The organism is Megalodesulfovibrio paquesii (assembly GCF_054653055.1).
This window is the reverse complement of record NZ_BAAIGQ010000008.1, coordinates 149589-175159: the sequence shown is the minus strand read 5'-3', so window position 1 is coordinate 175159 and position 25571 is coordinate 149589. Positions and strand designations below refer to the sequence as shown.

Genomic DNA, 25571 nt, shown 5'->3' with positions numbered 1-25571 from the left:
TGGTTAGGGCACGGTGCCTTTTGTACTTCGATGCGGGCCGCAGCACAACCCATTCACCGCATTCCGTAACAATTCCTGAATTCGGGAAACAGCCGCAGGCTTTTTCGCATTTTTTACCCGGACGGATTGGCATTTTCGGCAATTATCCTATAAGAGATAAACCTCACGCCCCGTTGCGTTCCTGCCTGCAGCACCGAGGAGAACCTTGTCCATGTGCGGCTTTGTCGCCTGTTACGCCTGGGATACGCCCTCCCAACACGCCGCGCCCTGGCCGGAGATCCTGCTGCGCCACATGAACAGCCTGCAGGCCAGCCGCGGCCCGGACCACGCCGGTCTGCGCCTGCTCCTGGACGGCCGTCTGGCCCTGGCACACACCCGCCTGGCCATTCTGGATCTGGACCCGCGGGCCAACCAGCCCATGGCCAACGCCGAAAGCCCCGCTGCGGAGGCAGGCCGGCATCAGCTGGTCTTTAACGGTGAGATTTACAACCACGCCGCCCTGCGGCGCGAGCTTGAAACCGCCGGGGCCCGCTTTCACACAACATCCGACACCGAGGTCCTGCTCCAGGCCCTGATGCACTGGGGCGAAGCCGCCCTGCCCCGTCTGGAAGGCATGTTCTCCTTTGTGTATGTCGATTTGATGGCAGGCGTGCTGCTCGCCGCGCGGGATCGCCTGGGCATCAAGCCCCTGGCCTGGACCCGGCTGCCCGGCGGCATCGCCTTCGCCTCCACCATCACCCCGCTCACCCTCCTGCCCGGCTTTGATCCAGCCATCGATCCGCTGGCCCGGCTGGAACTGCTGGCCACCAAATGCGTGCCCGCGCCCCGCTCCATCTATGCGAATATTCGCAAACTGCCGCCCGGGCATTGCCTGCGGGTCCGCTTTGACGGCCACCTGCAGGAACGCGCCTGGTGGGGCATGCCCCAGTGGGCAGACTGGCTGGAGGCTCGACCCGGCAAACTTCGTGGCTATGACGTCCTGGAACACGAACTCGAAGCAGCCCTGGCCCAGAGCGTGGCCCGACAGCTGGAGGCCGACGTGCCCGTGGGCGTGTTCCTTTCCGGCGGGCTGGATTCCTCGCTGGTGACGGCCCTGGCTGTGCAGCACGCACGGCAACAGGGCGGCGGCCGCATTCAGACCTTCTGCATGGGGTTCGCCCAAGCAGGGGCGGACGCGATGAGCGAGGCCCCCTATGCCAGGGCCATTGCCGGGCACCTCGGCACAGACCACCACGAACGCATCGTCACCCCGGCGGATCTGCTGGAGGTCTTTCCCACCCTGGCCGAGGTCTATGACGAACCGTTTGGTGACGCCTCCGCCGCAGCCATGCTCCTGCTGTGCCGCTTTGCGCGGCAGCACGTCACCGTGGCGCTGTCCGGCGATGGCGGGGATGAACAGTTCTTCGGCTACACACGCTACCATCACCTGACCCGGCTGCTGCCGGTGTTGCAACACCTGCCCGCCCGGGCGCGCCGTCTGGCCCGGCTGACGCGTCCCGGCCCGCCCCGCGGGCCGCGCACCAGAATGGACAACTGGCGGCTGGGCCTGCTGGGGTATCATGAGCTGCCCACCCTCTATATCCAATACGTCTACGACTGGTACGCACATCTGGCAGCCTATGCCGGTGCGGGCACGGTGGCGCAGTTTCACGCCCTCTCCCGGGCCATGGAAACAGCCCAGCAGGCCATGCGCCTGGCCCACGGCGATGTGCGCCGGGCGATGATGCTGGCCGACCTGCTCCACTACCTGCCCGAAGACTGCCTGACCAAGGTGGACCGCGCCTCCATGGCCTGCGCCCTGGAAGTCCGGCCGCCGCTTTTGGATGAACTGACGGTGCGTCACGCCCTGCCCATGCCGGTGAGTGTCCACTGGCAGGGCGGCAAGGGCAAGGCAGTTCTGCGGCGCATCCTGGCCCGGCACGTGCCGCGACACTTGTTCGAGCGTCCCAAAGCCGGCTTTGCCGTGCCGCTGAAGCACTGGCTGTTTGGCCCGTTGCGGGAACAGACGGAAAGCCTGCTGGACGGCACCAGCTGCCTGGCCATGGGGCTGGATCCTTCGGCCATAGCCCGCGTGGCTCGTGAACATCGGGAAGGACGGCAGGACCACCAGCACTTCCTGTGGAGCTGCTGCTGCCTGAGCGCCTGGACAAAACGGGAAGCCCGCCGGCGTGTCGAGTGCTCGAAAAAGTAGTTATCCCCTCTTGCCACCATGATGGAAGGCGCGTACTGATGTAATTTATGGTAAAGTCGTTCAACTGTCCTTTAATGTGGGGGTTTTGACACCATGAACAAGAGTGAACTCGTCAAGGCGCTGGCCGAAGAGCATGCGCTGCCCATGGAAGAAGCAGCCATGATGGTGGACACGTTCTTCGACTGCTTGCGCGATGCCATGGTCCGGGGGGAACGGGTGGAAATCCGCGGCTTTGGCTCGTTCAAAGTCAAGGAATACAAAAGTTATCTCGGGCGGAATCCCAAAACCGGCACCAATGTGGAAGTGCCGCCCAAAAAGCTGCCCGCGTTTCGCGCCGGCAAGGAGCTCAAAGACGTGCTTAACGGCTGAGCCATCGCCACGCATTACTGCGCCGGCAGCGGGACCGCTCGTCCGATGTCGGCGCATTGCCTGCAACATGCCGAGTGAGCGCGTTCTTTCCGGGTCCAGGAGCCATTGATGCCTACCCTTAACAGTCTCCTGGATTCCTCGCTGCCTGTTATGCATTTGCGCATCAGCGAATGCATTTTTACCCGGAAACGTTGTCTGGTCACCACAGTGCTGGGCTCCTGCATCTCTGTGACCTTTCATCATGCCGAGTCCGGCATGTCGGCCATCTGTCACGCCATGCTGCCGCAGTCCGACGGAGGTTTCAAAGGCCGGGAACTGGGCGACCACGGCGCATGCCGCTTTGTGGATGTGGCCATCACCGTTCTGCTCAATCGGTTCCGCCGATGCGGCATTGCCCCGAAAACGCTGGACGCCAAGCTCTTTGGCGGCGCCTGCACCCTGCTCGGCCGTTCGCCAGTCTCTGCGGCCCGGCTGGAATCCGGCGCCTACTGGAATCTGAATATTGGCGGCCGCAACGTGGATGTCGCCCGGCGGATGCTGGCCGAGGCCGGCATTCCCATCCGGGGCGAGCATGTGGGCGGTGCGCTGGGCCGCAAGCTGTTTTTTCATACCGAATCCGGGGATGTCTGGCTCAAATCCCTGCGCTGACCAACTGCATGTAACATATTTGTAAGTTGTCCTGGTCCGACGCCGCAGGCTAGTGCTGAGGGTATCAAGTCCCTGCAGTATGTTGCCTGAGGAGGGTCCCATGCGACGTCGCGAGTTTCTTCGCCTCCAGGCTGGCGCAGCGTGCTGCCTGGCGGCCGCCGGATCCGGGCTTGTGTCCCTGAATGCCGCGTTCGCCCAGGCGTCTTCCGAAGTGGCCCCGGAGCTGGCCATGGTCAAGGGCGCACCTGCCGCTGCCACCCGCGCCGCCGTGGAACTCCTGGGCGGGATGCAGGCCTTTGTCAAACCAGGACAAAAGGTGCTCATCAAGCCCAACATGAGCTTTGCCAACCCCCCGGAACTGGCCACCACCACCCATCCCGAGGTGGTTCGCGAGCTGGCCGCCCTGTGCAAGGAAGCCGGCGCGGCCGACGTGCTGATCATCGACCACCCCCTGCGCCCGCCCGAAGCCTGTCTGGAACGCGCCGGCATTCGCGACGCCTGCGCCGCCGTGGACGAGCACATGGTCCAGGCTGTGAACGCCCCGGGCTTCTTTGCCGACGCCGACATCCCCGCCGCCAGGGAAATGCGCAGCAACGCCTTCCTCAAGGCCGCGCTTGACGCCGACGTGCTCATCGCCGCGCCGGTGGCCAAGTCCCACGGCTCCACCGGCGTTTCCCTTTCCATGAAGGGCATGATGGGCCTGATCTGGGACCGCGGCAGCATGCACTCCCGCTACAACCTCGACGAAGCCATTGTGGACCTGTACACCAAACTCACCCCGGCTCTGACCCTGGTGGACGCCACCCGCGTCCTGACCACCAATGGCCCGTTCGGACCCGGCAAGGTCATCACCCCCAATACGGTCATCGCCGCCAGGGACGGTGTTGCCGCCGACGCCCTTGCCGTGGCCTCCTTTGAATGGTGGGGCCGGCGCATGCAGCCCAATCAGGTCGGCCACCTGCGCCTGGCCGCCGCCCGCGGACTGGGGCGCATCGACGTGGAAAACATGCGCAAGCGGGAGCTGGCGCTCTAGCGCCGGAACCGGCCCATGGCCGCCATGCGCCGTCACCGTTCCCCGCGAGGCCTCGCCCTGCTGCGGCGGCTGACGCAAGGGGTGACCCTGCTGCTCTTTGTGCTGACCCTCTGGCTGGCCTGGCCCGGGGCGTTCCTGTTGCGGCTGGACCCCCTGACCGCCCCGGCCACCATGCTGAGCGGACGCAGCCTGCTGCCAGTGCTCTGGCCCGGCGTGGTCGTGCTGGCCTCGGCGCTCCTGGCTGGCCGGTTCTTCTGCGGCTGGATCTGCCCCCTGGGAACGACCATTGATCTGACGGACAAGCTGACAGGCCGCTTCCCGGCCGCACCTGGCGCGCGATGCGCCGCGCCCCGCCGTTCGGACCACAGCCGGCCCCGCCTGAATCGCCTGAATCGGGCCGTGCTGGCCGCCGTGCTGACCGGGGCCGCGCTGGGCGTCTCCTGGGTGTTCCTGGCCGCGCCCCTGGCCCTGGCCACCCGGCTGTACGGCCTCCTGGTCACTCCCTTCCTGACGCTTTCCGGCGATGCGCTCTTGCCCCTGCTGCATCTCCTGGGCAAGGCCCTGGGCTGGAAGAAGCTACAGTTCCTGACCATTGCCCTCCCTCATTACGCCACCCTGTGGTTCCAGGCCCTGTTTTTTCTGACGCTGCTTGGCGCCGGGATCTGGCTCGGACCACGGCTGTGGTGCCGCCATGTTTGCCCGGCCGGGGCGCTGCTGGGGCTCCTCTCCAGAAGACCGGCCCTCTCCCGACAGGTACGCAGCACCTGCGTGGGCTGCGGCAAGTGTCAGGCCCGCTGCCCCATGGACGCCATCCCGGACGATCCGTTCGCCACCCGGCGCGAGGACTGCATCGCCTGCCAGCGTTGCGTGGAGGTGTGTCCCGTCGGGGCGGTCTCCTTTTCCCTGCCTGATTCCCTTTCCGGACAGAAGGACGCGACCGCCTCGCCCCTGTCCTCGGGCCGGCGGCAGTTTCTGCGTCTGGCAGGTCTGGGCGCTGGAGCCGGCGCGTCCGTCTCCATGCTCGCCAGACTGGAGCTGACCACCCCCCTGGCCCCGGCCGGCGTGGGAGAACTGCCCTCTCCGGCAGCCATCCGCCCGCCCGGAGCGCTGCCCGAGCCGGCGTTTCTGGCCCGGTGCGTCCGCTGCGGCCTGTGCATGACCGTCTGCCCCACCAACACCCTGCAGCCGCTGGGAACGCAGGCCGGCGCCGCCGGGCTGTTCAGCCCGGTGCTGACCCCGCGCCGCGGCCCCTGCGAGCCGGACTGCGCCCGCTGCGGCCAGGTCTGCCCGACCCAGGCCCTGCGGCCGCTGCCCCTGCCCGAGAAGCAGGCCGTCAAGGTCGGCACGGCCAGGGTCCGGCGCCAGCGATGCCTGGCCTGGGAAGAGAACAAGGCCTGTCTGGTCTGCGACGAAGTCTGCCCTTACGACGCCATTGAACTGGTCCGTCAGCCCGGCCTCGCCGTGGCCGTGCCCGTGGTGCATGAGGAACGCTGCGCCGGCTGCGGCTACTGCGAGTTCCACTGCCCGGTGCGGGCCGAGCGGGCCATTGCGGTCGAACCTGCGGCGGCCGTGCGGCTGGAGCAGGGGTCCTACCTGGAGGAGAACCGCGCCCGCGGCCTGGATATCCGCCTTGCCATCCATAGGCCCCCGCCGATGCCGGAAGCTGGAATGTTCGGGACAGATCCCTATGGCCACTCCGGGACATCTCCTGCCGAGCCCGCCGCCCCTGCTGGCGGAGCGCAGCCATTCGGGGACCTGCCGCCCGGGAACCTGCCGCCGGGGTTTTCCAGTCCTGAATGAGTCGCCAGTACCTTGTCGGCACATGAAAAATTCTTGAGAAATTGTCTAGACTATGGCACCCTGGGGTCATGTATTCCAGAATGATCCCCACGGCCAGCGCCGTCACCTTGTCGCGTCAGGATTTGGTGGCCCACGAGCCGCTGCTCAAGGAATCCCTCGGGCGGTTCATCCCGTTCAAGGCCGGCCACCTGTTCTTCCCGCAGCACCTGCCTTCGGAGATGGTGGACGAACACGGTCTGCGGGCCGTCCACCTGCCTCGCGAGCGCAAGGTACTGATCCCGCTGTTGTTTGAAGGGGAATGTCTGGGCCTCGTGGTGCTCAAGGGAGCCACCCTCAAGGCACCCAAGACGACTTTGGCCGGTCTGCCGCGGCTGGCCACGACCTGCCTGGAGCAGCTGTTCCTGCACAAGCTGGCCACCAGTGATCCGCTGACCGGACTGACGCACCGGCAGGCGTTTCTGGCCGAGGTGACGCGGGAGATCGAAGCCGTCCGGCAGGCCTCACGGCCGCATCACACCCTGGGCGCATCCTTCGGCGTGGCCGAGACCGGCGAGGACGCGCCAGAACCCGACGCCCTGCCTGCCGTCTCCGAGATTGAACCCATGGCCGCCGGCATTCCCTGGCGGGCCTCCATGGGCGTGGTGGCCGTGCAGCTGGCCGGGCTGGACCGGATCATCCAGCGTGCCGGGCACTGTTTTGCCGAAAACGCCCTGACCCAGGCCGCCCGGACCCTGGCCGCGGCCCTGCCGGAAACCACCCTGGCCGCCCGCGTGGAAGATGGGCTGTTTGCCATCTTTGTTCGCGAGGCCACGCCCAGACTGTGCCGGGAAACGGCCCTGGCCGCGCGCCAGGCCATCGACGCCCTGGCCGTGCATCATGAGATCACCGGCTGCGACTTCCGCCTGGATGTCAGCTGTGGCCACGCCTGTTTTCCGCAGGATATCGACGGCAGCCAGGCCGAACGCAACCCCGCCGAACTGGCCCGCGTGCTCCTGGACCGCGCCCGCAAGGCCGCACAGGCCGCGCGGGAGGCCTCCGCAGAACGCATCTTTTCCTTCCGTCAGGTGCTGGAAGAAGGTGGCGCGGTCTCACGGCTGCTGCCCATGCATCGCTGTATCATCACCCTGGGTTCCTCGCTGGGCGCGCAGGAAGGGCAGCGTTTCCTGGTCTGGGGCAAGGACAAGCCGCGCACCCAGGCCGGCGGCAACGGGCTCTCCCCGCTCTTCAAGGGCGAACTGCTGATTCTGGAAACCTCCCGCGAACAGAGCCAGGCTGAGGTCATGCATCTTTCCGACGCCTCTTGGACCGTGGAGGTCGGCGACCGGCTCACGTTGGTCAAGGACAGCCGCAGTGAAACCATGGCCACCACCGCCGCCACCTCCAGGGACCACGCCCAGGGCCGCGACGCCCTGACCGGCCTGCTGCTGTACCGCGATTTTCTGGAACATCTGCGTAACGCCAGGGAATCCCAGGATGTCTTCTCCCTGGCTCTGGTCCGCGTGCGCCCGGCCGCCGGGCTGGCCCAGGAGCACGCCGAGCAACTGGTGGGCGAGGCCGCCGGGCTGGCCCGGGAAATGCTGGGGCCCGAGGTGGTGGGCGGCCGGTTCAGCCTGAACAGTTGCATCTTTTTCCACCCTGGCCAGACCTCCCAGGACGTGCTGACGGCTCACACCGAGCTGGCCCGGCGGCTGGAGCGGCTGGGCATGGAGGCGGCCGTGGGCGTGGCAGGCTACCCGCAACTGCACTTCCGCAAGGCCGACGTGCTGGAGAACTGCCGCAAGGCCCTGGAATATTCCCAGCTGTTGCCCGCACCGCATGTGGGCCAGTGCGACTCCCTGGCCCTGACCATCCATGCGGACAAACTCTTCAGCCAGAACGATCTGTACAACGCGCTGGAAGAGTACAAGCTGGCCCTGCTGGCCGATGCGCAGAACAATCTGGCCCGCGTTTCCCTGGGGGTGTGCGAGGCCCGGCTGGGCCGGCTGCCCCAGGCCCGGGAACATTTTGAGGAAGCCGTGCGCCGCGATCCGGACGACGCCAAGGCCCTGTACAACCTCGGCTGCGTCTGCCAGCGCCTGGGTGAGGCCCCGGCTGCGCGCAAGGCCTTCCGTCGCTGCATCACCCTGGACCCCTCCCACCTGTATGCCTTCATCCGTCTGGGGCAGATGGCCGAAAGCGCCGGCGCCTCGGCCCAGGCCCTGAGCTGGTACAACAAGGCCGCCGCCCTGCAAGGCGGCCATGCCATCACCCGCCGTCCCCTGGCCCGGCTGCATTACACCATGGGCCGGCTCGACGAAGCCCGGGAATGTCTGCATCAGGCCCTCTCCCTGGATCCCAAGGACGCCCACTCCCTGCACCTGCTGGCCCGGATGTACCTGGACGCCGGCGAGGACCCCGAACTGGCCAAGGTCCTGGCTTCCCAGAGCGTGGCGCTCATGCCCGGACACAAGCCCTTCATCCAGGAGCTGGCCCGCGCCCTGGACGCCCTGGGCCGCTCCCAGGACGCCAAGGACTGCCTGGCCAAGGCCCAGGGTATGTAGCAGCGCCGTCTCCTCTACAGTTCCCCTCTTCCTGCTTGCGCTTTTCGAGTGAAGGTGTACGATGCCTTGACTCCGTTTCCACCATGGCCAAGGGGGGACGAACTATGGACGCAGCAGCGCGCAGCCTTGTTGTCATCGGTGGCACCGGCTTCATCGGCCGGTTGCTGGTGCAACGTCTTTTGGAGCGAGGGGATATTGTCCGGGTTGTGTCCCGCAAGCCGGACGATGCATCGGCCCCCTTGCGGGCCCGTCCCTGGGCTGCAACGGCCATCGCCTCGAACAAATTGGCCTTCTGCAGTTACAAAGAATTGCCCACCGCCTTGAACGGCGCCGCCGCCGTGGTCAATCTGGCCGGGGAGGACATTGCCGCCCGCCCCTGGTCCGCCTCCCAGAAACAACGCATCCGCGACAGCCGTATCTACAGTGTACGGACCATGCTCGAAGCCCTGCGCGCCACGGCCTCGCCGCCATCGGTGTTGCTGCAAGGCTCTGCCGTGGGGTTCTATGGCGACCGTGGAGACGAGCTGCTGGACGAATCATCCCCGGCCGGCCAAGGTTTTTTGGCGGAAACAGCCGTGGCCTGGGAGCACGAATCCCTTGCGGCCACGGATCTGGGCATCCGCCGCGTGCTGGTGCGCACTGGTGTGGTGCTGGACGCAGAAGGAGGCGTGCTGGCCCGCATGCTGCCGGCCTTCAAAACCTTTTTGGGCGGCCAGTTCGGCAGCGGCCGCCAGTGGTTCCCCTGGGTCCATCGCCAGGACGAAGTGCAGGCCATGCTCCACTGCCTGGACACGCCGACCCTGGAAGGGCCGGTGAACTTTGTCAGCCCTGCTCCGGTCACCAACCGGGAATTCTGCAAAACGCTGGCCCGAACCCTGCACAGGACCTGCGTCCTGCCGGTGCCGGCCACGCTGCTCACCCTGGCCCTGGGTGAGATGGCCCGCGAACTGCTGCTGGCTGGCCAGCGGGTGATGCCCACCAGGCTGCTGCAGTCCGGATACAGCTTCATCTTCCCGACCCTGGAGCACGCCCTGCAGGCCACGCTTCAGACGCCGGCCGCCCACCGGCAGGGAGGCGCGGCCCATGCCTGACACGCCTCCCGAGACCCGGGCCGCCGTTCTGTTCGACGCGCCAGCCCCAACAACTTCAAGGTGACGCCGCATGCTGCCTGATATTTTTGAAGATCTTTCCATATCCCCCATGGACACCCGCCCCCTGGGAGGGCGCCCGAAAATCCTGGTGGTGGAGGACGAGCCCATCGTGGCCCTGGATATCCGCCGCCGCCTGGGGCACCTGGGCTATGCGGTGGTGGATTGCGTCACCTCCGGCGAATCCGCCGCCCTGGCCGCCGCAGCCCAGAATCCGGATCTGGTGCTCATGGATATCATGCTCGAAGGGGATATGGACGGTATCGACGCGGCCGCAGCCATCCGCAAACGAGCCAATATTCCAGTCATTTATCTCACAGCCTATGCCGACGAGGAAACCCTGCACCGGGCCAAGATCACCGAGCCCTTCGGCTACATCATCAAGCCCTTCGAAGACAGGGAGCTGGAAACCTGCATCCAGATGGCCCTGTTCAAGCACAAGATGGATGACCGGCTCCAGCGCAGCGAGCGCTGGCTCTCCACCACCCTGCGCTCCATCGGCGATGCCGTCATCTCCACGGACCGCGAAGGCCGCATCCGGTTCATGAATCCCGTGGCGGAACAGCTCTGCGGCGTGCCCAAGGGCCATGCCCTGGGTCTGCCCCTGCACAATGCCATTCGGATTCTGAACGAAGGCACCGGGGAGGACCTGTGCCTGCTGGTGGATCAGGTGCTCCGGCAGCGGCAGAATTTCCGGCTCAAGGAATCCGCCGTGCTTGTTTCCCGGCAAGGCCAGGAGCGACCCATCGACCTCTCCGCCTCGGCCATTGTCGGCGACTCGACCGGCGAGGCCGGAGACGGCGACCTGTTTGGCGTGGTCCTGGTGTTCCGGGACATGACCGAGGCCCGCCGCACTGAGACCGCCCTCAAGGAAAGCGTGCGCACCCTGGCCCGCACGCTGGATGAAACCGTGGCCGCCCTGGCCATGGCCACGGAAAAGCGCGATCCGTACACCGCCGGGCACCAGCTGCGCGTGGGGGTCATCGCCGAGGCCATTGCCCGGGATATGGGCCTGGAAGAGCAACAGATACAGGGGCTGCGCGTGGCCAGCCTGCTGCATGACATCGGCAAAATCTACATCCCTGCGGAAATTCTCTCCAAGCCGGCCCGGCTCACCGAAAATGAGATGAACCTGATGAAGACCCATCCCGAAGTGGGATACGACATCCTCAAGGGCATCTCCTTTCCCTGGCCGGTGGCGGAAATGGTGCTGCAGCATCACGAACGGCTGGATGGCACCGGCTACCCCCGCGGCCTGTCCGGCACAGAGGTGATGCTGGAGGCGCGGATCATCATGGTGGCCGATGTGGTGGAGGCCATGAGCTCCCACCGCCCGTACCGCGCCGCCCTGGGTCTGCAGCTGGCCCTGGAGGAGATTGAGGCCCATCAGGGCACACGCTACGATCCGCTCGTGGTCCGGCACTGCCTGCGCCTCTTCCGGGAGGGCGGCTTCTCCATCGACTAGCCCCTCGCTTCCCCCGTCAATTCCCCCCTTGCGCCCCCTTGCAGCCATCCACAGCCCGGTGTATGGTTCATTATGACACATACTGCACAGGACGCCATCTGTCAGGTGGTGGAAACCATTCGCGCCGTGGAAGTCGTGGACAAACCCGGCGATGAAGAGGCCCGTGACCTTGCCCATGACATGCGGGACTGGCTCAGGGCCCAGGGCGTGGCCGTACGCTGCTGGACCAACCAGCTGGGCTCCAACTCCCGTTCCCGCAGCGTGGAGCCGCAATTCAAGAGCGATCTGGTCCTGGTCATCGGCGGGGACGGCACCTTTCTGAGCGTGGCCAGGCAGCTGCCCCAGCCCTCGCCGCCCATCCTCGGTTTCAACCTCGGCAAGATAGGCTTTTTGACGGAGCTGTGCCCCGGCGCCTGGCGCGAGGCCCTGGCGCAAATCCTGGAAACCGGCGTGGCCGTGCACCAGCGCATGGCCCTGGGCTGGATGATCCGCCGCGGCGGCAATTCCGTGGCCATGGGCAAGGCCGTGAACGATCTGGTCATCAGCCGCGGCAATGTGGCCCGGCTGGCCATGCTGGATATTTCCGTCCAGGGCGAACGCCTGGGCCCCTTGCGCTGCGACGGCCTCATGGCCTCCACCCCCTCGGGCTCCACGGGCTATGCCGTCTCCGCCGGCGGCCCGCTCATCCATCCGGATGTCGACGCCTACTGCCTCACGCCCATCTGCCCGTTTCTGGATACGTTTTATCCCCTGGTCCTGCCCTGTTCCCGGCGCACCGAGGTGACGCTGCTGCCCTGCCGCTCGGAGATCTGGCTCACCGTGGACGGGCAGGAGGGCTGGCCCCTGCACACCGGGGACACCGTGCGCATCGAGGGGCTGCCCAACGCCCTGCGGTTCGCCACCCTGCAAGGCTCCAACTACCTGCAACGGCTGAAGGTGAAAGGATTTCTGCACCGCAATACGGATCCCGGTCTGGCCTGGCAGGATTACGGCTGCGAATCCATTGTGCCCGAGGAAGACGAAAGCGCCTGACCGCGACCTTGCGCCCAGCAGGGCCGCCATTCCCCGCCGAACCTATTGCCGAGATCGAGTGCATGTCCTACAAGCTGCCGCCCATTGAAAACATGACCCAGCTGCGCCGTGGCGAAGACCCCTACGTGGATGCCTGGCTGCTGCATTTCTTTACGCAGAACAATCTGGAATATCTCATTAATCCGCACACCAACGCCTCGCCGGAGCAGTTGCGGTTCATGGTGGATCTGCAGGAGGATCAACCCTTCATCCCCTGCTCGGATGAACTGTTCAGCGACCTGATGGCCCCGGCGCTTTCCCCCGGGCTGTTGCGCGGCTACCTGACCTGCTGGCGGGTGCTGGTCCGCCTGGGACATGCGCACATCAAGGACGCCTACACCCGCCGCCTGGTCTTTCAGTTTGCCCGGCAGCAGTTTCAGAGCGCCCTGCATCACCACATCCTCATTCCCTCCCGGCTGATGAAGCGGCTGCAGAACATCTTCGCCAGCATCACCGGCATGGATGACCCGTATCTGGAGCGCAAACAGGAGTACAACCGCCGGGCCCAGGCCTTTCTGGACAGCCCGCAGCTGGAGTCCCTGCTCTACGCCTGCCCCACCGAGCACCTGGCCTGCGCGCGCATCAAAGACCTGCGCTGGGAGCTGGATCTGCTGGAGCTGCAGCGGCTGTTCATGCTCTCCTCCTGGGCGGATCTCTGGCAGGAAGAGCCCCCCAGCCTGGAGCAGGCCCGCGAACTGCTGACCCAGCCCTGCAGCGCCTTTGAGCGGCTCACGGACATCTTCGGCCCCGGGCACGAGGCCCCGCAAAAGATCCTGTACCTGCCCAATGCCTCGGGCGGAATCCTCTTTGATATCCGCATCATCAACTGCCTGCTGCGGCTGGGGCACAAGGTGATCCTGGCCCTTAAGAGCGGATTTTACTTCCAGACGCCAACCATCTGGGACGTGGACCGCGACCCCGTGCTGGGCAAGGCCCTGGCCGGGGCGCATTGCATCCCGGACAACCGCCTGAGCAAGAACGCCCTGCTGAAGACCCTGCGCGAAAATCAGTTCGTCATCATCGGGGATGGTTCTCAGGAGCGCTGCAACCTGTACCGCACCTCCGTCACCTTCGCCCGGGCCTGGAAGGAGGCGGACGTGATCATCGCCAAAGGGGAACCGCACCTGCGCCGGCTGATCCAGACCGGCCACCAGTTCACCCGGACCATCTGCTGCTTTCATCGCGATGCGGATGGCTTTCATCTGCACGTTCGCAAGCAGCCGGCCCATGTGCACAAACACACGGAAGGCGGGCTGCGGGCCAAGGCGGAACAGATCATCCAAAGCATGCGCGAGGCCAAGAGCCGGGGCAGGCGGCCCATGTTCTACTCGGCCATCATCGGCTCCATCCCCGGGCAGACCCAGATGGCCATCCGCGTGGTGTCGGCATTTGTGAATCATCTGCGCAACAGCCAGACCGGGGCCTTTATCATCAACCCGGCAGAGCATTTCGAGCCCGGCCTGGATGGCGACGACCTGATGTTCATGTGGGAGCTGGTGCAGCGCTCCGGGCTCCTGGAAGTCTGGCGCTTCCAGACCGTTGCGGACGTGGAAAAGAGCTTCGAGCTTCTGGGCGAACCCATGCCCGCAGCCTGGATCGGCAAGGACGCCACCTTCTCCACCGGCTGCACCAAGGAGATGCGCATTGCCCTGGACATGCAGCGCCTGCATCCGGAACTGCAGATCATCAGCCCGCCGCCGGACCACTTCTTCCGCCGCCAGGAATACGGCGTGGGCCTGTATCACGACGCCGGCATCGTGGCGCGATAGACCATTGCGGAGGCGCCATGTGCGCATTGTGCCAGATTGTGTTCAGAAGCGTTAAGCAACCCGTGCTGTCTGGAGAACCTCTTGACGCCGCTTCTTCCGCCGGGTAGATCGTTGGCAAGCGGAGTCCGGGCAGCGCTTGGATTGCGTCTGGGATGCGTCCAGGGTGCAGATATGCATCGTATCGGGCGCGTCCATCCTTAACGCCACTACCCCACCAGATCACCACATGGCAGCATACGAAGCCGTCATCGGGCTGGAAGTGCACGCCCAGCTCTCGACGAAGTCAAAATTGTTCTGCAGTTGTCCCACGGCCTTTGGCGCCGAGCCCAACCGCCACGTCTGCGAGGTGTGCTGCGGCATGCCCGGCGTGCTCCCGGTGCTGAACAAAAAGGCCGTGGAATACGCCGTCAAGGCCGGGCTGGCCCTGGGCTGCACCATCAACCTGCAGTCCATCTTTGCCCGCAAGAACTACTTCTACCCGGACCTGCCCAAGGCCTATCAGATCTCCCAGTACGAGGAACCCCTGTGCCTGGGCGGCGGTGTGGAGATAGAAACCTCCCAGGGCAGCCGGGTGGTGCCGCTCACGCGCATCCACATGGAAGAGGACGCCGGCAAGTCCATCCACGCCGCCCACGAGCACAAAAGCTACGTGGACCTGAACCGCGCCGGCGTGCCGCTCATCGAAATCGTTTCCGAGCCGGCCATGCATTCCGCCGAGGAAGCCACGGCCTACCTCAAGGCCCTGCACGCCATCCTCGTCTACCTGGGCGTGTGCGACGGCAACATGGAAGAAGGCTCCTTCCGCTGCGATGCGAACATCTCCCTCAGGCCCGTGGGCTCCACCACCCTGGGCACCCGCACCGAGCTGAAAAACCTGAACTCCTTCCGCAACGTCCAGCGGGCCATCGATTATGAAATCGAACGCCAGCAGGACGTGCTTGACGACGGCGACAAGGTCATCCAGGAGACCCGCCTCTACGACGCGGACAAAAACGCCACCTTCTCCATGCGCGGCAAGGAAGAAGCCCACGACTACCGCTACTTCCCGGACCCGGATCTGGCCCGCGTGCAGCTGGAGCAGGCCTGGGTGGACGCCTGGAAAACCGACCTGCCCGAACTGCCCCGCGCCCGGAGGCAGCGTTTTGTGTCCGAGCTGGGCCTGCCCCCGGCCGATGCGGACATGCTCACCGCGGACAAACATCTGGCCGACTATCTGGAAGCCGCCCTCGCCGCGTACGGCCCGGCCAAGCCCGAGGCTGCCAAGAAGCTGGCCAACTGGATCATGGGTGAGCTGGTGCGCGAACTGAATGCCGCCGGTGTCACGGCCTGCGCCTCGCCCTTCAGCCCGGCCCAGCTGGCCGAGCTGGTGGACTGTGTGGAAGCCGGGACCATCAGCGGCAAGATCGGCAAGCAGATCTTCCCCGAAATCTTCGCCCAGGGCGCCTCCCCCAAGGCCCACATCGAGGCCAAGGGCTTGGTGCAAATCTCCGACTCTTCAGCCCTGGAAGGCGAGATTCTGGCCGTCATTGCAGCCAACCCCAAGGAACTGGCCGACTACAAGGCCGGCAAGACCAAACTGATGGGCTTTTTTGTGGGCCAGGTCATGCGCCGGACCAAGGGCCAGGCCAACCCGGCCCTGGTCAACGAACTGCTGGCCAAACACCTGAACGCCTGATCCACCGCACGCCCAACTGCCATCAAAAGGACGCCGCATGGCTTCGTCTTCCAAAAAACCTGCCTTTCACCTGGGCCACAGCACCACGGACTGCCTGAACAGCGGGCTGGCCCTCATCTTCATCCTGCTGTTGGTCATGTTCCTGGGCAAGCACGAGTTTCTCATGCTGCCCACCCTGGCCGTGACCCTGCTGCTGATGATCCGGCCCACCATCTTCCTGCCTTTTGCCGCGCTGTGGCTGGGCATTTCCGAACTCATGGGCCGGGTGATGTCCAAGGTGATTCTGGCCATCATCTTCTTCATCGTGGTCACGCCCATTGCCATCCTTCGCGGCCTGACCGGCGCGGACCCCATGAAGAAGAAACAATGGAAAAAAGGCGACGGCTCCGTCTACCGGGCCATCGACAAGACCCTGGGCCCCGAAGACCTGGAACACCTGTTCTAGCCGCCCCGCCCCGATTTTTTAAGGAGTGACAAGCACATGGATTTCATCAAAGACCTCTGGGCCTTCATGAAGGTCCGCAAAAAGTTCTGGCTCTTGCCCCTCATCGTGACGCTGCTGCTCTTCGGCGTGCTTGTCGTGATGACTGCCGGCACCTCCGTGGCCCCCTTCATCTACACCATCTTCTAGCCGGAGCCACGCATGGCCGACGCCATTCTCGGCATCTCCGCCTTCTATCACGACAGCGCCGCCGCGCTGCTGCTGGATGGCCAGATCATCGCCGCCGCCCACGAGGAACGGTTTACCCGCAAAAAGCATGACGAACGCTTCCCGGTCAACGCCGTGAAGTATGTGCTCGAAGAAGCCGGCCTCACCCCCGGCGACCTCAAGGCTGTGGCCTTTTACGACAAGCCATACCTGAAGTTCGAGCGCCTGCTGGAGACGTACCACGCCTACGCCCCCCGCGGCATTGCCAGCTTCGTCATGTCCATGCCCGTGTGGATCAAGGAAAAGCTCTTCATGAAGAAAACCCTGCGGGACGAGCTGGAGGCCATCGGCCCCGGCCGTCCGCGGTTCCTCTTCCCCGAGCATCACCTCTCCCACGTGGCCAGCGCCTTCTACCCCTCCCCCTTTGAGGACGCCGCCGTACTGACCATTGACGGCGTGGGCGAATGGGCCACCACCACCATCGCCTCGGGCGAGGGCAACCGCATCACCCTGCACCGGCAGCTGGACTTCCCTCATTCCCTGGGCCTGCTCTACTCTGCCTTCACCTACTACACCGGCTTCAAGGTGAATTCCGGCGAGTACAAGCTCATGGGTCTGGCGCCCTACGGCAACCCCGAGGCCGAGCGTACCCTGAAGTGGAAGCAGCAGATCCTGGACGAACTCATCGACGTGCGCGAAGACGGCTCCCTGCTCCTGAACATGGAGTACTTCAACTTCGCCACCGGCATGACCATGTGCCACGACCGCGCCTGGGAACGCCTCTTCGGTGTGCCGCGGCGCGAGGCCGAGTCGGACATCACCCAGCCATACATGGACATGGCCCTGGCCATTCAGATGGTCACGGAAGACATCGTCCTGCAGATGGCCAGGGCTGCCCGGCAGCTGACCGGCAAGGCCAACCTCGTCATGGCCGGCGGCGTGGCCCTGAACTGCGTGGCCAACGGCAAGCTCATCCGCGAGAAGATCTTCGACCACGTCTGGATCCAGCCCGCTGCCGGCGATGCCGGCGGGGCCCTGGGCGCGGCCCTGGCGGCGCATTACATCAGCTTTGATCAGCCCCGCACCGTGCCGGAACAGACCGGCCCCCGCCCGCGGGACATGATGGAAGGCTCCTACCTTGGCCCGGTGTACGGCGAGGCCGAGATCATGCGCACCGTCCGGCGGCACAGCGCCCCGCACCAGCGCTTCTCCTGCTTCGACTCCCTCTGCGATACCGTGGCCGAAAAGCTCGCCGACGGCGCGGCCGTGGGCTGGTTCCAGGGCCGCATGGAATGGGGTCCACGCGCCCTGGGCAACCGTTCCATCCTGGGCGACCCCCGGGATCCGGAAACGCAGAAAAAGCTCAACCTGAAAATCAAATACCGCGAAGGCTTCCGCCCCTTCGCCCCCTCCGTGCTGGCCGAGGACGCCGACGAGTACTTCCAGCTCGACGGCGAAGACTCGCCCTACATGCTCGTGGTGGCTCCGGTGCGCGAACACCATCGCCAACCCGTGCCCGAGCACTTTGCCAGCCTGGAAATGTACGAACGGCTCTACCACCAGCGCTCGGACATCCCGGCCATCACCCATGTGGACTACTCTGCCCGCATCCAGACCGTGCACAAGGACACCAACCCCCGCTACCACGCCGTGATCAGCGCCTTCAAAAAGCGCACCGGCTGCGGGCTGGTGGTGAATACCAGCTTCAACGTGCGCGGCGAGCCCATCGTCTGCACGCCTGAAGACGCCTACCGCTGCTTCATGCGCACGGAGATGGACTACCTCGTCCTGGGCGACTTCCTCTTCGCCAAATCCGAGCAGCCTGAATTCAAGGACGCCGGCGACTGGCGCAACGAGTACGAGCTGGATTAAAACATATCTACGAAGGCACCGGGGGGAATAATTCCCCCCGAACCCCCTTGATTGGCGCATGGTGTCGCAAAATCGTGACGTGTCCTGCGGCATGCAAATGAAACAATTCGTCAGCCGAGCGTATCGCCACGCAATTTTTCGACCTGCCCAGGAGACTGTATGACCGAGCATATTCAATACGACGCCGCCCGGCAGGTGCTGGTGCTGCTGGACCAGCGCCGCCTGCCCTGCCATGAGGAATGGTTCGACTGCCGGACCCTGGAAGAACTGGTCTACGCCCTGCAGACCATGGTCGTCCGCGGCGCGCCGGCCATTGGCGTCACCGCCGCTTATGGCTGCCACCTCATCGCCCTGGAAGTGGCCCGGGAGCCCGGCGGCCAGGGTGCCGGTCAGGGCAATTGGCGGCAGACCCTGCGGGACAAGCTCCACACCCTCAAAAACGCCCGCCCCACGGCCGTGAATCTGGCCTGGGCCGTGGAGCGATCCGTGGCTGCCTGGGACAAAAATCCCGACCTGGAGCTGGACGCCCTGGCCGCCCTGTGGCTGGAAATGGGCCAGGCCCTGCATGCCGAGGACCTCGCCTGCTGCCAGGCCATCGGCCGCTTTGGCGGCGCGCTGCTGCAGGATGGCGACACCGTCATGACCCACTGCAACGCCGGCGCCCTGGCCACGGCTGGCTACGGCACCGCCCTGGGCGTCATCCGCGGAGCCATTGACCAGGGCAAGACCATCAAGGTCATCGCCAATGAGACCCGGCCCTTTCTCCAGGGCGCGCGCCTGACGGCCTGGGAACTGCACCGCGACAACATCCCCGTGACCATCGCCTGCGACAATGCCTGCGGCCTGCTCATGCGTCGCGGCATGGTGGACGCCGTGGTGGTGGGCGCGGACCGCATCGCCGCCAACGGCGACGCCGTGAACAAGATCGGCACCTATGGCGTGGCCGTGCTGGCCAGGCAGCACGGCATCCCCTTCTACGTGGCCGCCCCGCTCTCCACCATCGACCGGGCCACCCCCACCGGCGACCATGTGCCCATCGAAGACCGCACCCCGCGCGAAGTGACCCACGTGGGTGAGGTGCAGATCTGCCCCGACGGCGTGCCGGTGTTCAACTACGCCTTCGATCCCACCCCGGCCGAACTCATTGCCGGCATTGTGACCGAACGCGGCGTGCTCACTGCGCCATACACTGACTCCATCAACCGCGTTTTTGCCGAAGCTGCCCGCGATGCCGCGGGATTTGTGGAAGACGCGGAATAAGAATCAGACAGGGGGCCTTTTCTGGCGAATGGGCCCCCCTCCCCATGGCCTGCGGCCTGGGGTATGCTGCCGATGCAACTGGCATTATTGCCCTTGGCACGCCATCCTCAGGCATTGTGCAGGCGCCGGAATCGCGCTATAGCATCGCGTGGAAGGCTGTATTGCACACGGCCTTCGCCCTCCTGCATCCTTGCCAACCATCGTCCGGTGCCTGTATCTTCAACAACACCGTAGGAACGGGAACCGGCCTTTCTGGTCGGCAGCCTCTTTTATTGGAAAGGTATTCCTTCGGGTTATTGTTACGGGTCTCCTCATCCTCTTCCCTTCGGAGCAGCCATGCCGGTTGTCGATTCTTCCCTGCCAGTGGTGGCGCTCATTGGCCGGCCCAATGTGGGCAAGTCCACCCTGTTCAACGCCCTGACCGGTCGCCGCCGGGCCATCACCCATGACCGCCCCGGCGTGACCCGCGACCGCATGGATGGCCTGGTCCGCCGCCAGGGGCTGCCGACCTTCCTGCTGGTGGACACCGGCGGCGTGCACCTGGACGAGGCCGGCGCGGCCTCTCCGGACGTGCCCAAGGGCCTGCAGGGCTTTGAGCGCGAAGTGCTGGCCCAGGCCCAGGCCGCCGTGCGCGAGGCCGATGTGCTCCTTCTGGTGGTGGATGGCCGCGAAGGCCTCTCCCCCCTGGATGAACGGCTGGCCGAGTACCTGCGCGCCCAGAACAAGCCGCTCCTGGCCGTGGTCAACAAGGTGGATGGTGGCGAGCAGGAGCACTCCCTGCTGCCCGAATTCTATGCCACCGGCCTGGAGTTGCAGCCCGTATCCGCCGCGCACGGGCGACGCATCCAGGAAATTCTGGACCGCATCGGCGAGCTGCTGCCCACGGAAAAGACCACTCAGGACGCCGAGCCGCGGGACAAAGTGCTCAAGATCGCCATGCTCGGCAAGCCCAACGCCGGCAAGTCCTCCCTGGTGAACGCCCTGGCCGGCGAGGAGCGGATGATTGTCAGCGACATCGCCGGCACCACCCGGGACAGTGTGGACGTGCGCGTGGAGCGCGGCGGCAAGCAGTATCTCTTTGTCGATACGGCCGGCGTGCGCCGTCGGACCAAGATCACGGACAGCGTGGAGCGCTTCAGCGTCTCCGCCGCCCTGCTCTCGGCCCGCAAGGCCGACGTGATCCTGCTGGTGCTGGATGTGGTGGAAGGCGTCTCCCGTCAGGACAAGAAACTCATCAGCTTCCTGGACGAAGAAAAACTGCCCTTCATCGTCCTGGTGAACAAGATGGACCTGCCCGAAAACGACGCGACCCAGGCCGTGAAGCGCTCCATCAAGGAAGAACTCTCCCTGGTGCCGCATGTGCCGGTCCTCTGGGTCTCCGCGGCCAAGGGCAAGAACCTGAACGCCATCCTCCCGGCCGCCGAATCGCTGTGGGAGGAATGCGGCCAGCGCGTGGCCACTTCCCTGCTCAACAAGTCCATGACCGAGGCCCTGACCAGGCACCAGCCGCCCGTGGTCAAGCGCGTGCGGGCCAAGTTCTACTACCTGACCCAGGCTGACGTCCGACCGCCAACCTTCGTCTTCTTCGTCAACGACCCGGACCGCGTCAAGCCCAGCTACGCCAAATACCTGGAAAACCAGCTCCGCGCCCGACTCGGCCTGCCCCACGCCCCCATGCGCGTGCTCTACCGGGCCAGCCATACGAAGAAAGATAAAAAGTGACGCCCTGAAGCGGGGCGCCGCCCCGCACCCCGCCGGGGGGAAGCTCCCCCCGGACCCCGCATTTGGAAGGGCCGCTGGGACTGACCATGTCAGTCCCAGCGGCCCTTCAACTATTTGGAGGGGGCGCGGGGGAACTCAGTTCCCCCGCTCTCCTGCCTTTTCTTTGTTTATCCGTCGATGAGCAGGGGATTGTCTTCCAGCTCTTCGAGGAACTTGTCGGGGCGTTCGGGCTGGTCGGGGACGGCGATTTCCGCGTCCACGTACTTGCGGTAGCCCGTGCCGGCCGGGATGAGGCGGCCGACGATGACGTTTTCCTTCAGGCCGCGCAGGGGGTCTTCCTTGGCCAGCAGGGCGGCTTCGGTGAGCACCTTGGTGGTTTCCTGGAAGGAGGCTGCGGAGATGAAGCTGTCCGTGGTCAGGGAGGCCTGGGTGATGCCCAGGACCAGCGGTTCGCCCTGAGCCGGCTTCTTGCCTTCCATCAGCACGCGGTTGTTTTCTTCCATGAAGCGGTGCTTGTCCACCTGTTCGCCAAGCAGGAAGGTCGTATCGCCCGGTTCGAGGATGCTGATCTTCTTCAGCATCTGGCGGACGATGACCTCGATGTGCTTGTCGTTGATGTTCACGCCCTGGAAGCGGTACACGTCCTGGATTTCTTCCACGAGGTAGTTGGCCAGGAACTTTTCGCCCTTGATCTTCAGGATGTCGTGCAGTTCGGGGTAGCCTTCGGTCAGCAGTTCGCCGGCTTCCACGAAGTCGCCGTCCTGGACGGTGATGTGCTTGCCCTTGGGGATGAGGTATTCCTTGGGCTCGCCGGCTTCGGGGGTGACCACCAGGCGGCGCTTGCCCTTGGATTCCGTGCCGTGGGTGACGATGCCGTCGATTTCGGAGACCACGGCCAGGTCCTTGGGCTTGCGGACTTCAAAGAGCTCGGCCACGCGGGGAAGACCACCCACGATATCCTTGGTCTTGGACGTTTCGCGGGGCTTACGGGCGATGATATCGCCAGCCTTGACCTCCATGCCATCGCGGACCATCAGGATGGCGCCCACGGGCAGGGTGAAGACGGCCGGGATGGCCGAATCCGGACGCGGCTTAGGCGTGCCCGAGGCATCGCACACGGCAATGGAGGGTTTGAAGTTGGTGGAGCGGTATTCGATGATGGTCTGGGTGGCCATCTTGGTGATTTCGTCGGTCTTTTCCTGGAAGGTCTTGCCGTCGATGATGTCCGTGAACTTGACCACGCCATCGACGTCGGAGACGAAGGGCTCGTTGAAGGGGTCCCACTCGGCCAGGATCTGGCCCTTGCGGATCTGGTCGCCGGCGTGCACGTGCAGCTTGGCGCCCGTGGGCAGGACGTACTTTTCGCGTTCGCGGCCCTGCTCGTCCACCACGCTGATCTGCCCGCTCTTGCCCAGCACCAGGAACTTGCCTTCGGCGTTCTTGACCATCTTCACGCGGGACATGGCCACGGTGCCGGCATGCTGCGCCTGGATGGAGGAGCGTTCGACTTCGCGGGAGGCCGTACCACCGATGTGGAAGGTACGCATGGTCAGCTGCGTGCCGGGCTCGCCGATGGACTGGGCAGCGATGATGCCCACGGTTTCGCCGATGTTCACCAGGTCGCCCCGGGCGAGGTCGCGGCCGTAGCAATGGGCGCAGACGCCGTGGCGGCTCTGGCAGGTGAGCGTGGAGCGGACCATGACCGAGGAGATGCCGCGGTCTTCGATCATCTGGGCCAGTTCTTCATCCACGAGCGTGTTGGCCGGGAGCAGTTCTTCCAGGGTATCAGGATCGAAGATCGGGAAGAGCAGCGAGCGGCCGAGGATACGCTCGGACAGACGGACCTTGATGTCCCCGCCCTTGACCAGATGGCCGATTTCCAGGCCGTCCACGGTACCGCAGTCGATTTCCCCGATAATCACGTCCTGCACCACGTCCACGAGGCGGCGGGTCAGGTAGCCGGAGTTGGCGGTTTTGAGCGCCGTATCGGCCAGGCCCTTTCGTGCGCCGTGGGTGGAGGTGAAGTACTGCAGCACGGAGAGGCCTTCGCGGAAGGACGAGGTGATGGGCGTTTCGATGATTTCGCCGGAGGGCTTGGCCATCAGGCCGCGCATGCCGGCCAGCTGCCGCATCTGGTCCGCGTTGCCTCGGGAGCCGGAGTGGCTCATCATGTAGATGGGGTTGAAGCTGATGTTGGCCTCGGTCTTGCCGGTCTTGGGATCGGTCAGGAATTCCTGGCTGATCTCGTCCATCATCTCCTTGGAGACGGCATTGGTGACCTTGGTCCAGACGTCCACGACCTTGTTGTACTTTTCGGTCTTGGTGATGATCCCTTCGCGGTACTGCTGCTCGATCTGGTCCACTTCGTTGCGGGCGTCTTCCAGCAGCTTGGGCTTTTTGGAGGGGATCTGCAGGTCCTTCACGCCGATGGTCACGCCGGCGCGGGTGGCGAACTCGTAGCCGGTATCCTTCAGCCGGTCACAGAGGATAACCGTGGCCTTGGTGCCGGCGCGACGATACGTCTCGCCCACCAGGCGGGCGATGTTCTTTTTGGTGAGGATCTGATTGACCAGCTCAAAGGGCACCTGCTCGGGAATCATCTGGCCGAGGATGACGCGACCGGCCGTGGTGTCCAGCAGCTCGCCGTTGATGCGGCACTTGATGCGGGCGTGCAGGTCCACGGTTTTGGCGTCATAGGCGGCAATGACTTCCCAGGGGCCGGTGAAGATCTTGCCTTCGCCCTTCTGGAAGCTGCGTTCCACGGTCAGGTAGTACAGTCCGAGGACGATGTCCTGGGAGGGCACGATAACCGGGGAGCCGTTGGCGGGCGAAAGAATATTGTTGGTGCTCATCATGAGCACGCGGCATTCGATGTTCGCCTCCACGGAGAGGGGCACGTGCACGGCCATCTGGTCGCCGTCAAAGTCAGCGTTGTAGGCCGAACAGACGAGCGGGTGCAGCTGGATGGCCTTGCCTTCCACCAGGGTGGGCTCAAAGGCCTGAATGCCCAGACGGTGCAGGGTGGGCGCGCGGTTCAGCAGGATGGGATACTCGCGGACAACTTCCTCAAGGATATCCCACACCACCAGCTCTTCCCGCTCCACCATCCGCTTGGCGGATTTGATGGTGGAGGCCAGCTCTCTTTCTTCCAGCTTGGCGTAGATGAAGGGCTTGAACAGCTCCAGGGCCATCTTTTTGGGCAGGCCGCACTGGTGCAGCTTGAGCTTGGGGCCCACCACGATGACGGAACGGCCGGAGTAGTCCACGCGCTTGCCGAGCAGGTTCTGGCGGAAACGGCCCTGCTTGCCCTTGATCATGTCCGACAAGGACTTGAGGGGCCGGCCGTTGGTGCCGGTGATGGCCCGGCCACGGCGGCCGTTGTCGAAGAGCGCGTCCACGGCTTCCTGGAGCATGCGCTTTTCGTTGCGGATGATGATATCCGGCGCGCCCAGCTCAATGAGCCGCTTGAGGCGGTTGTTGCGGTTGATCACCCGGCGGTAGAGGTCGTTCAGGTCCGAGGTGGCGAACCGGCCGCCGTCCAGGGGGACGAGGGGGCGCAATTCGGGCGGGATGACCGGAATGACTTCCAGAATCATCCATTCGGGCCGGTTGCCGCTTTCCAGGAAGGCTTCCAGGATCTTCAGGCGCTTGGTGAGTTTTTTCTTCTTGGTCTGGGAGCGGGTGGTCTGGCTTTCCTCGCGCAGTTCCACGCGCAGCTTTTCCAGCTCCAGCTCTTCGAGGAGCGAGCGCACGGCCTCGGCGCCCATGCCCACCTTCACGGCGTCTTCGCCGTAGTGGTCAAGGACCTGCATGTACTGCTCTTCGGTGATGACCTGGTACTTCTGCAGGGTGGTCGCACCGGGATCAAGGACCACATACGAGTCGAAGTACAGCACCTTTTCCAGGTCGGCCATGGTCATGTCGAGCAGGGTGCCGATCTTGGAAGGCAGGGTCTTGAGGAACCAGATGTGCGCCACGGGCGCGGCCAGCTCGATGTGGCCCATGCGTTCGCGGCGGACCTTGGAGGCGATGACTTCCACGCCGCACTTTTCGCACACGATGCCGCGGTGCTTCATGCGCTTGTATTTGCCGCAGTTGCACTCGTAGTCTTTCACGGGGCCGAAGATCTTGGCGCAGAAGAGGCCATCGCGCTCCGGCTTGAAGGTGCGGTAGTTGATGGTCTCCGGCTTCTTGACTTCCCCGAAGCTCCATTCACGGATCTTCTCCGGCGAGGCGATGGAGATCTTGATGGCCTTCAGGGTATGGCTGGTCACCGCCTGGCTGGCGGCGCCGCGGAAGGAGAACAAATCGTCCAGACTCATGTATCGACTCCCTGGCGTGACAGGTGATTGCCGTGGG

17 protein-coding genes are annotated in these 25571 nt (G+C 64.9%); 16 read left to right on the top strand and 1 reads right to left on the bottom strand.

Annotated features, from left to right (window positions below; translation table 11 throughout):
• Positions 1-211: 211 nt before the first annotated feature.
• The 16 genes from asnB to der all read left to right on the top strand — a co-directional run bounded on the left by asnB (position 212) and on the right by der (position 21212).
• Positions 212-2191, top strand: a complete 1980-nt coding sequence (gene asnB / locus ACYQ00_RS19050) for an asparagine synthase (glutamine-hydrolyzing) (RefSeq protein ID WP_460033647.1) — start codon at positions 212-214, stop codon at positions 2189-2191.
• A 93-nt stretch (positions 2192-2284) separates the two neighbouring features.
• Positions 2285-2560, top strand: a complete 276-nt coding sequence (locus tag ACYQ00_RS19045) for an HU family DNA-binding protein (RefSeq protein WP_460033646.1) — start codon at positions 2285-2287, stop codon at positions 2558-2560.
• A 108-nt stretch (positions 2561-2668) separates the two neighbouring features.
• Positions 2669-3208 (top strand): chemotaxis protein CheD, encoded by a 540-nt coding sequence (locus tag ACYQ00_RS19040; RefSeq protein ID WP_460033645.1) that lies wholly within the window; start codon positions 2669-2671, stop codon positions 3206-3208.
• A 100-nt stretch (positions 3209-3308) separates the two neighbouring features.
• A complete protein-coding gene (locus ACYQ00_RS19035) occupies positions 3309-4241 on the top strand; it encodes a DUF362 domain-containing protein (RefSeq protein ID WP_460033644.1) in 933 nt (310 codons plus the stop codon).
• A 15-nt stretch (positions 4242-4256) separates the two neighbouring features.
• On the top strand, positions 4257-6041 hold the full coding sequence (locus ACYQ00_RS19030; protein ID WP_460033643.1) for a 4Fe-4S binding protein: 1785 nt from the start codon (positions 4257-4259) through the stop codon (positions 6039-6041).
• Positions 6042-6109: 68 nt separating this feature from the next.
• Positions 6110-8581 carry a tetratricopeptide repeat-containing diguanylate cyclase gene (locus ACYQ00_RS19025; protein WP_460033642.1) on the top strand — a complete coding sequence of 824 codons (2472 nt, stop codon included), beginning with the start codon at positions 6110-6112 and terminating at the stop codon, positions 8579-8581.
• A gap of 104 nt (positions 8582-8685) precedes the next feature.
• Positions 8686-9672, top strand: a complete 987-nt coding sequence (locus ACYQ00_RS19020; protein ID WP_460033641.1) for a TIGR01777 family oxidoreductase — start codon at positions 8686-8688, stop codon at positions 9670-9672.
• A gap of 70 nt (positions 9673-9742) precedes the next feature.
• On the top strand, positions 9743-11194 hold the full coding sequence (locus ACYQ00_RS19015; protein ID WP_460033640.1) for an HD domain-containing phosphohydrolase: 1452 nt from the start codon (positions 9743-9745) through the stop codon (positions 11192-11194).
• Between the two features lie 72 nt (positions 11195-11266).
• Entirely contained in the window at positions 11267-12226 is a 960-nt protein-coding gene (locus ACYQ00_RS19010; protein WP_460033639.1) for an NAD(+)/NADH kinase, read from the top strand.
• Between the two features lie 62 nt (positions 12227-12288).
• Positions 12289-14034 (top strand): ARMT1-like domain-containing protein, encoded by a 1746-nt coding sequence (locus tag ACYQ00_RS19005; protein WP_460033638.1) that lies wholly within the window; start codon positions 12289-12291, stop codon positions 14032-14034.
• 226 nt (positions 14035-14260) lie between these two features.
• Positions 14261-15709, top strand: coding sequence for an Asp-tRNA(Asn)/Glu-tRNA(Gln) amidotransferase subunit GatB (gatB, locus tag ACYQ00_RS19000; RefSeq protein ID WP_460033637.1), 1449 nt, complete (start codon positions 14261-14263; stop codon positions 15707-15709).
• Positions 15710-15746: 37 nt separating this feature from the next.
• Positions 15747-16154, top strand: a complete 408-nt coding sequence (locus ACYQ00_RS18995) for an SxtJ family membrane protein (protein ID WP_460033636.1) — start codon at positions 15747-15749, stop codon at positions 16152-16154.
• Positions 16155-16190: 36 nt separating this feature from the next.
• A complete protein-coding gene (locus ACYQ00_RS18990; RefSeq protein WP_460033635.1) occupies positions 16191-16340 on the top strand; it encodes a DUF5989 family protein in 150 nt (49 codons plus the stop codon).
• A 12-nt stretch (positions 16341-16352) separates the two neighbouring features.
• Entirely contained in the window at positions 16353-18230 is a 1878-nt protein-coding gene (locus ACYQ00_RS18985; protein WP_460033634.1) for a carbamoyltransferase family protein, read from the top strand.
• Between the two features lie 159 nt (positions 18231-18389).
• Complete coding sequence (mtnA, locus tag ACYQ00_RS18980; RefSeq protein ID WP_460033633.1) at positions 18390-19490, top strand: S-methyl-5-thioribose-1-phosphate isomerase; 1101 nt, start codon at positions 18390-18392, stop codon at positions 19488-19490.
• A 336-nt stretch (positions 19491-19826) separates the two neighbouring features.
• Complete coding sequence (der, locus tag ACYQ00_RS18975; protein ID WP_460033632.1) at positions 19827-21212, top strand: ribosome biogenesis GTPase Der; 1386 nt, start codon at positions 19827-19829, stop codon at positions 21210-21212.
• A gap of 167 nt (positions 21213-21379) precedes the next feature.
• Here der and rpoC read toward each other — a convergent pair whose 3' ends face one another.
• On the bottom strand, positions 21380-25534 hold the full coding sequence (gene rpoC, locus ACYQ00_RS18970) for a DNA-directed RNA polymerase subunit beta' (protein ID WP_460033631.1): 4155 nt from the start codon (positions 25532-25534) through the stop codon (positions 21380-21382).
• Positions 25535-25571: the final 37 nt, after the last annotated feature.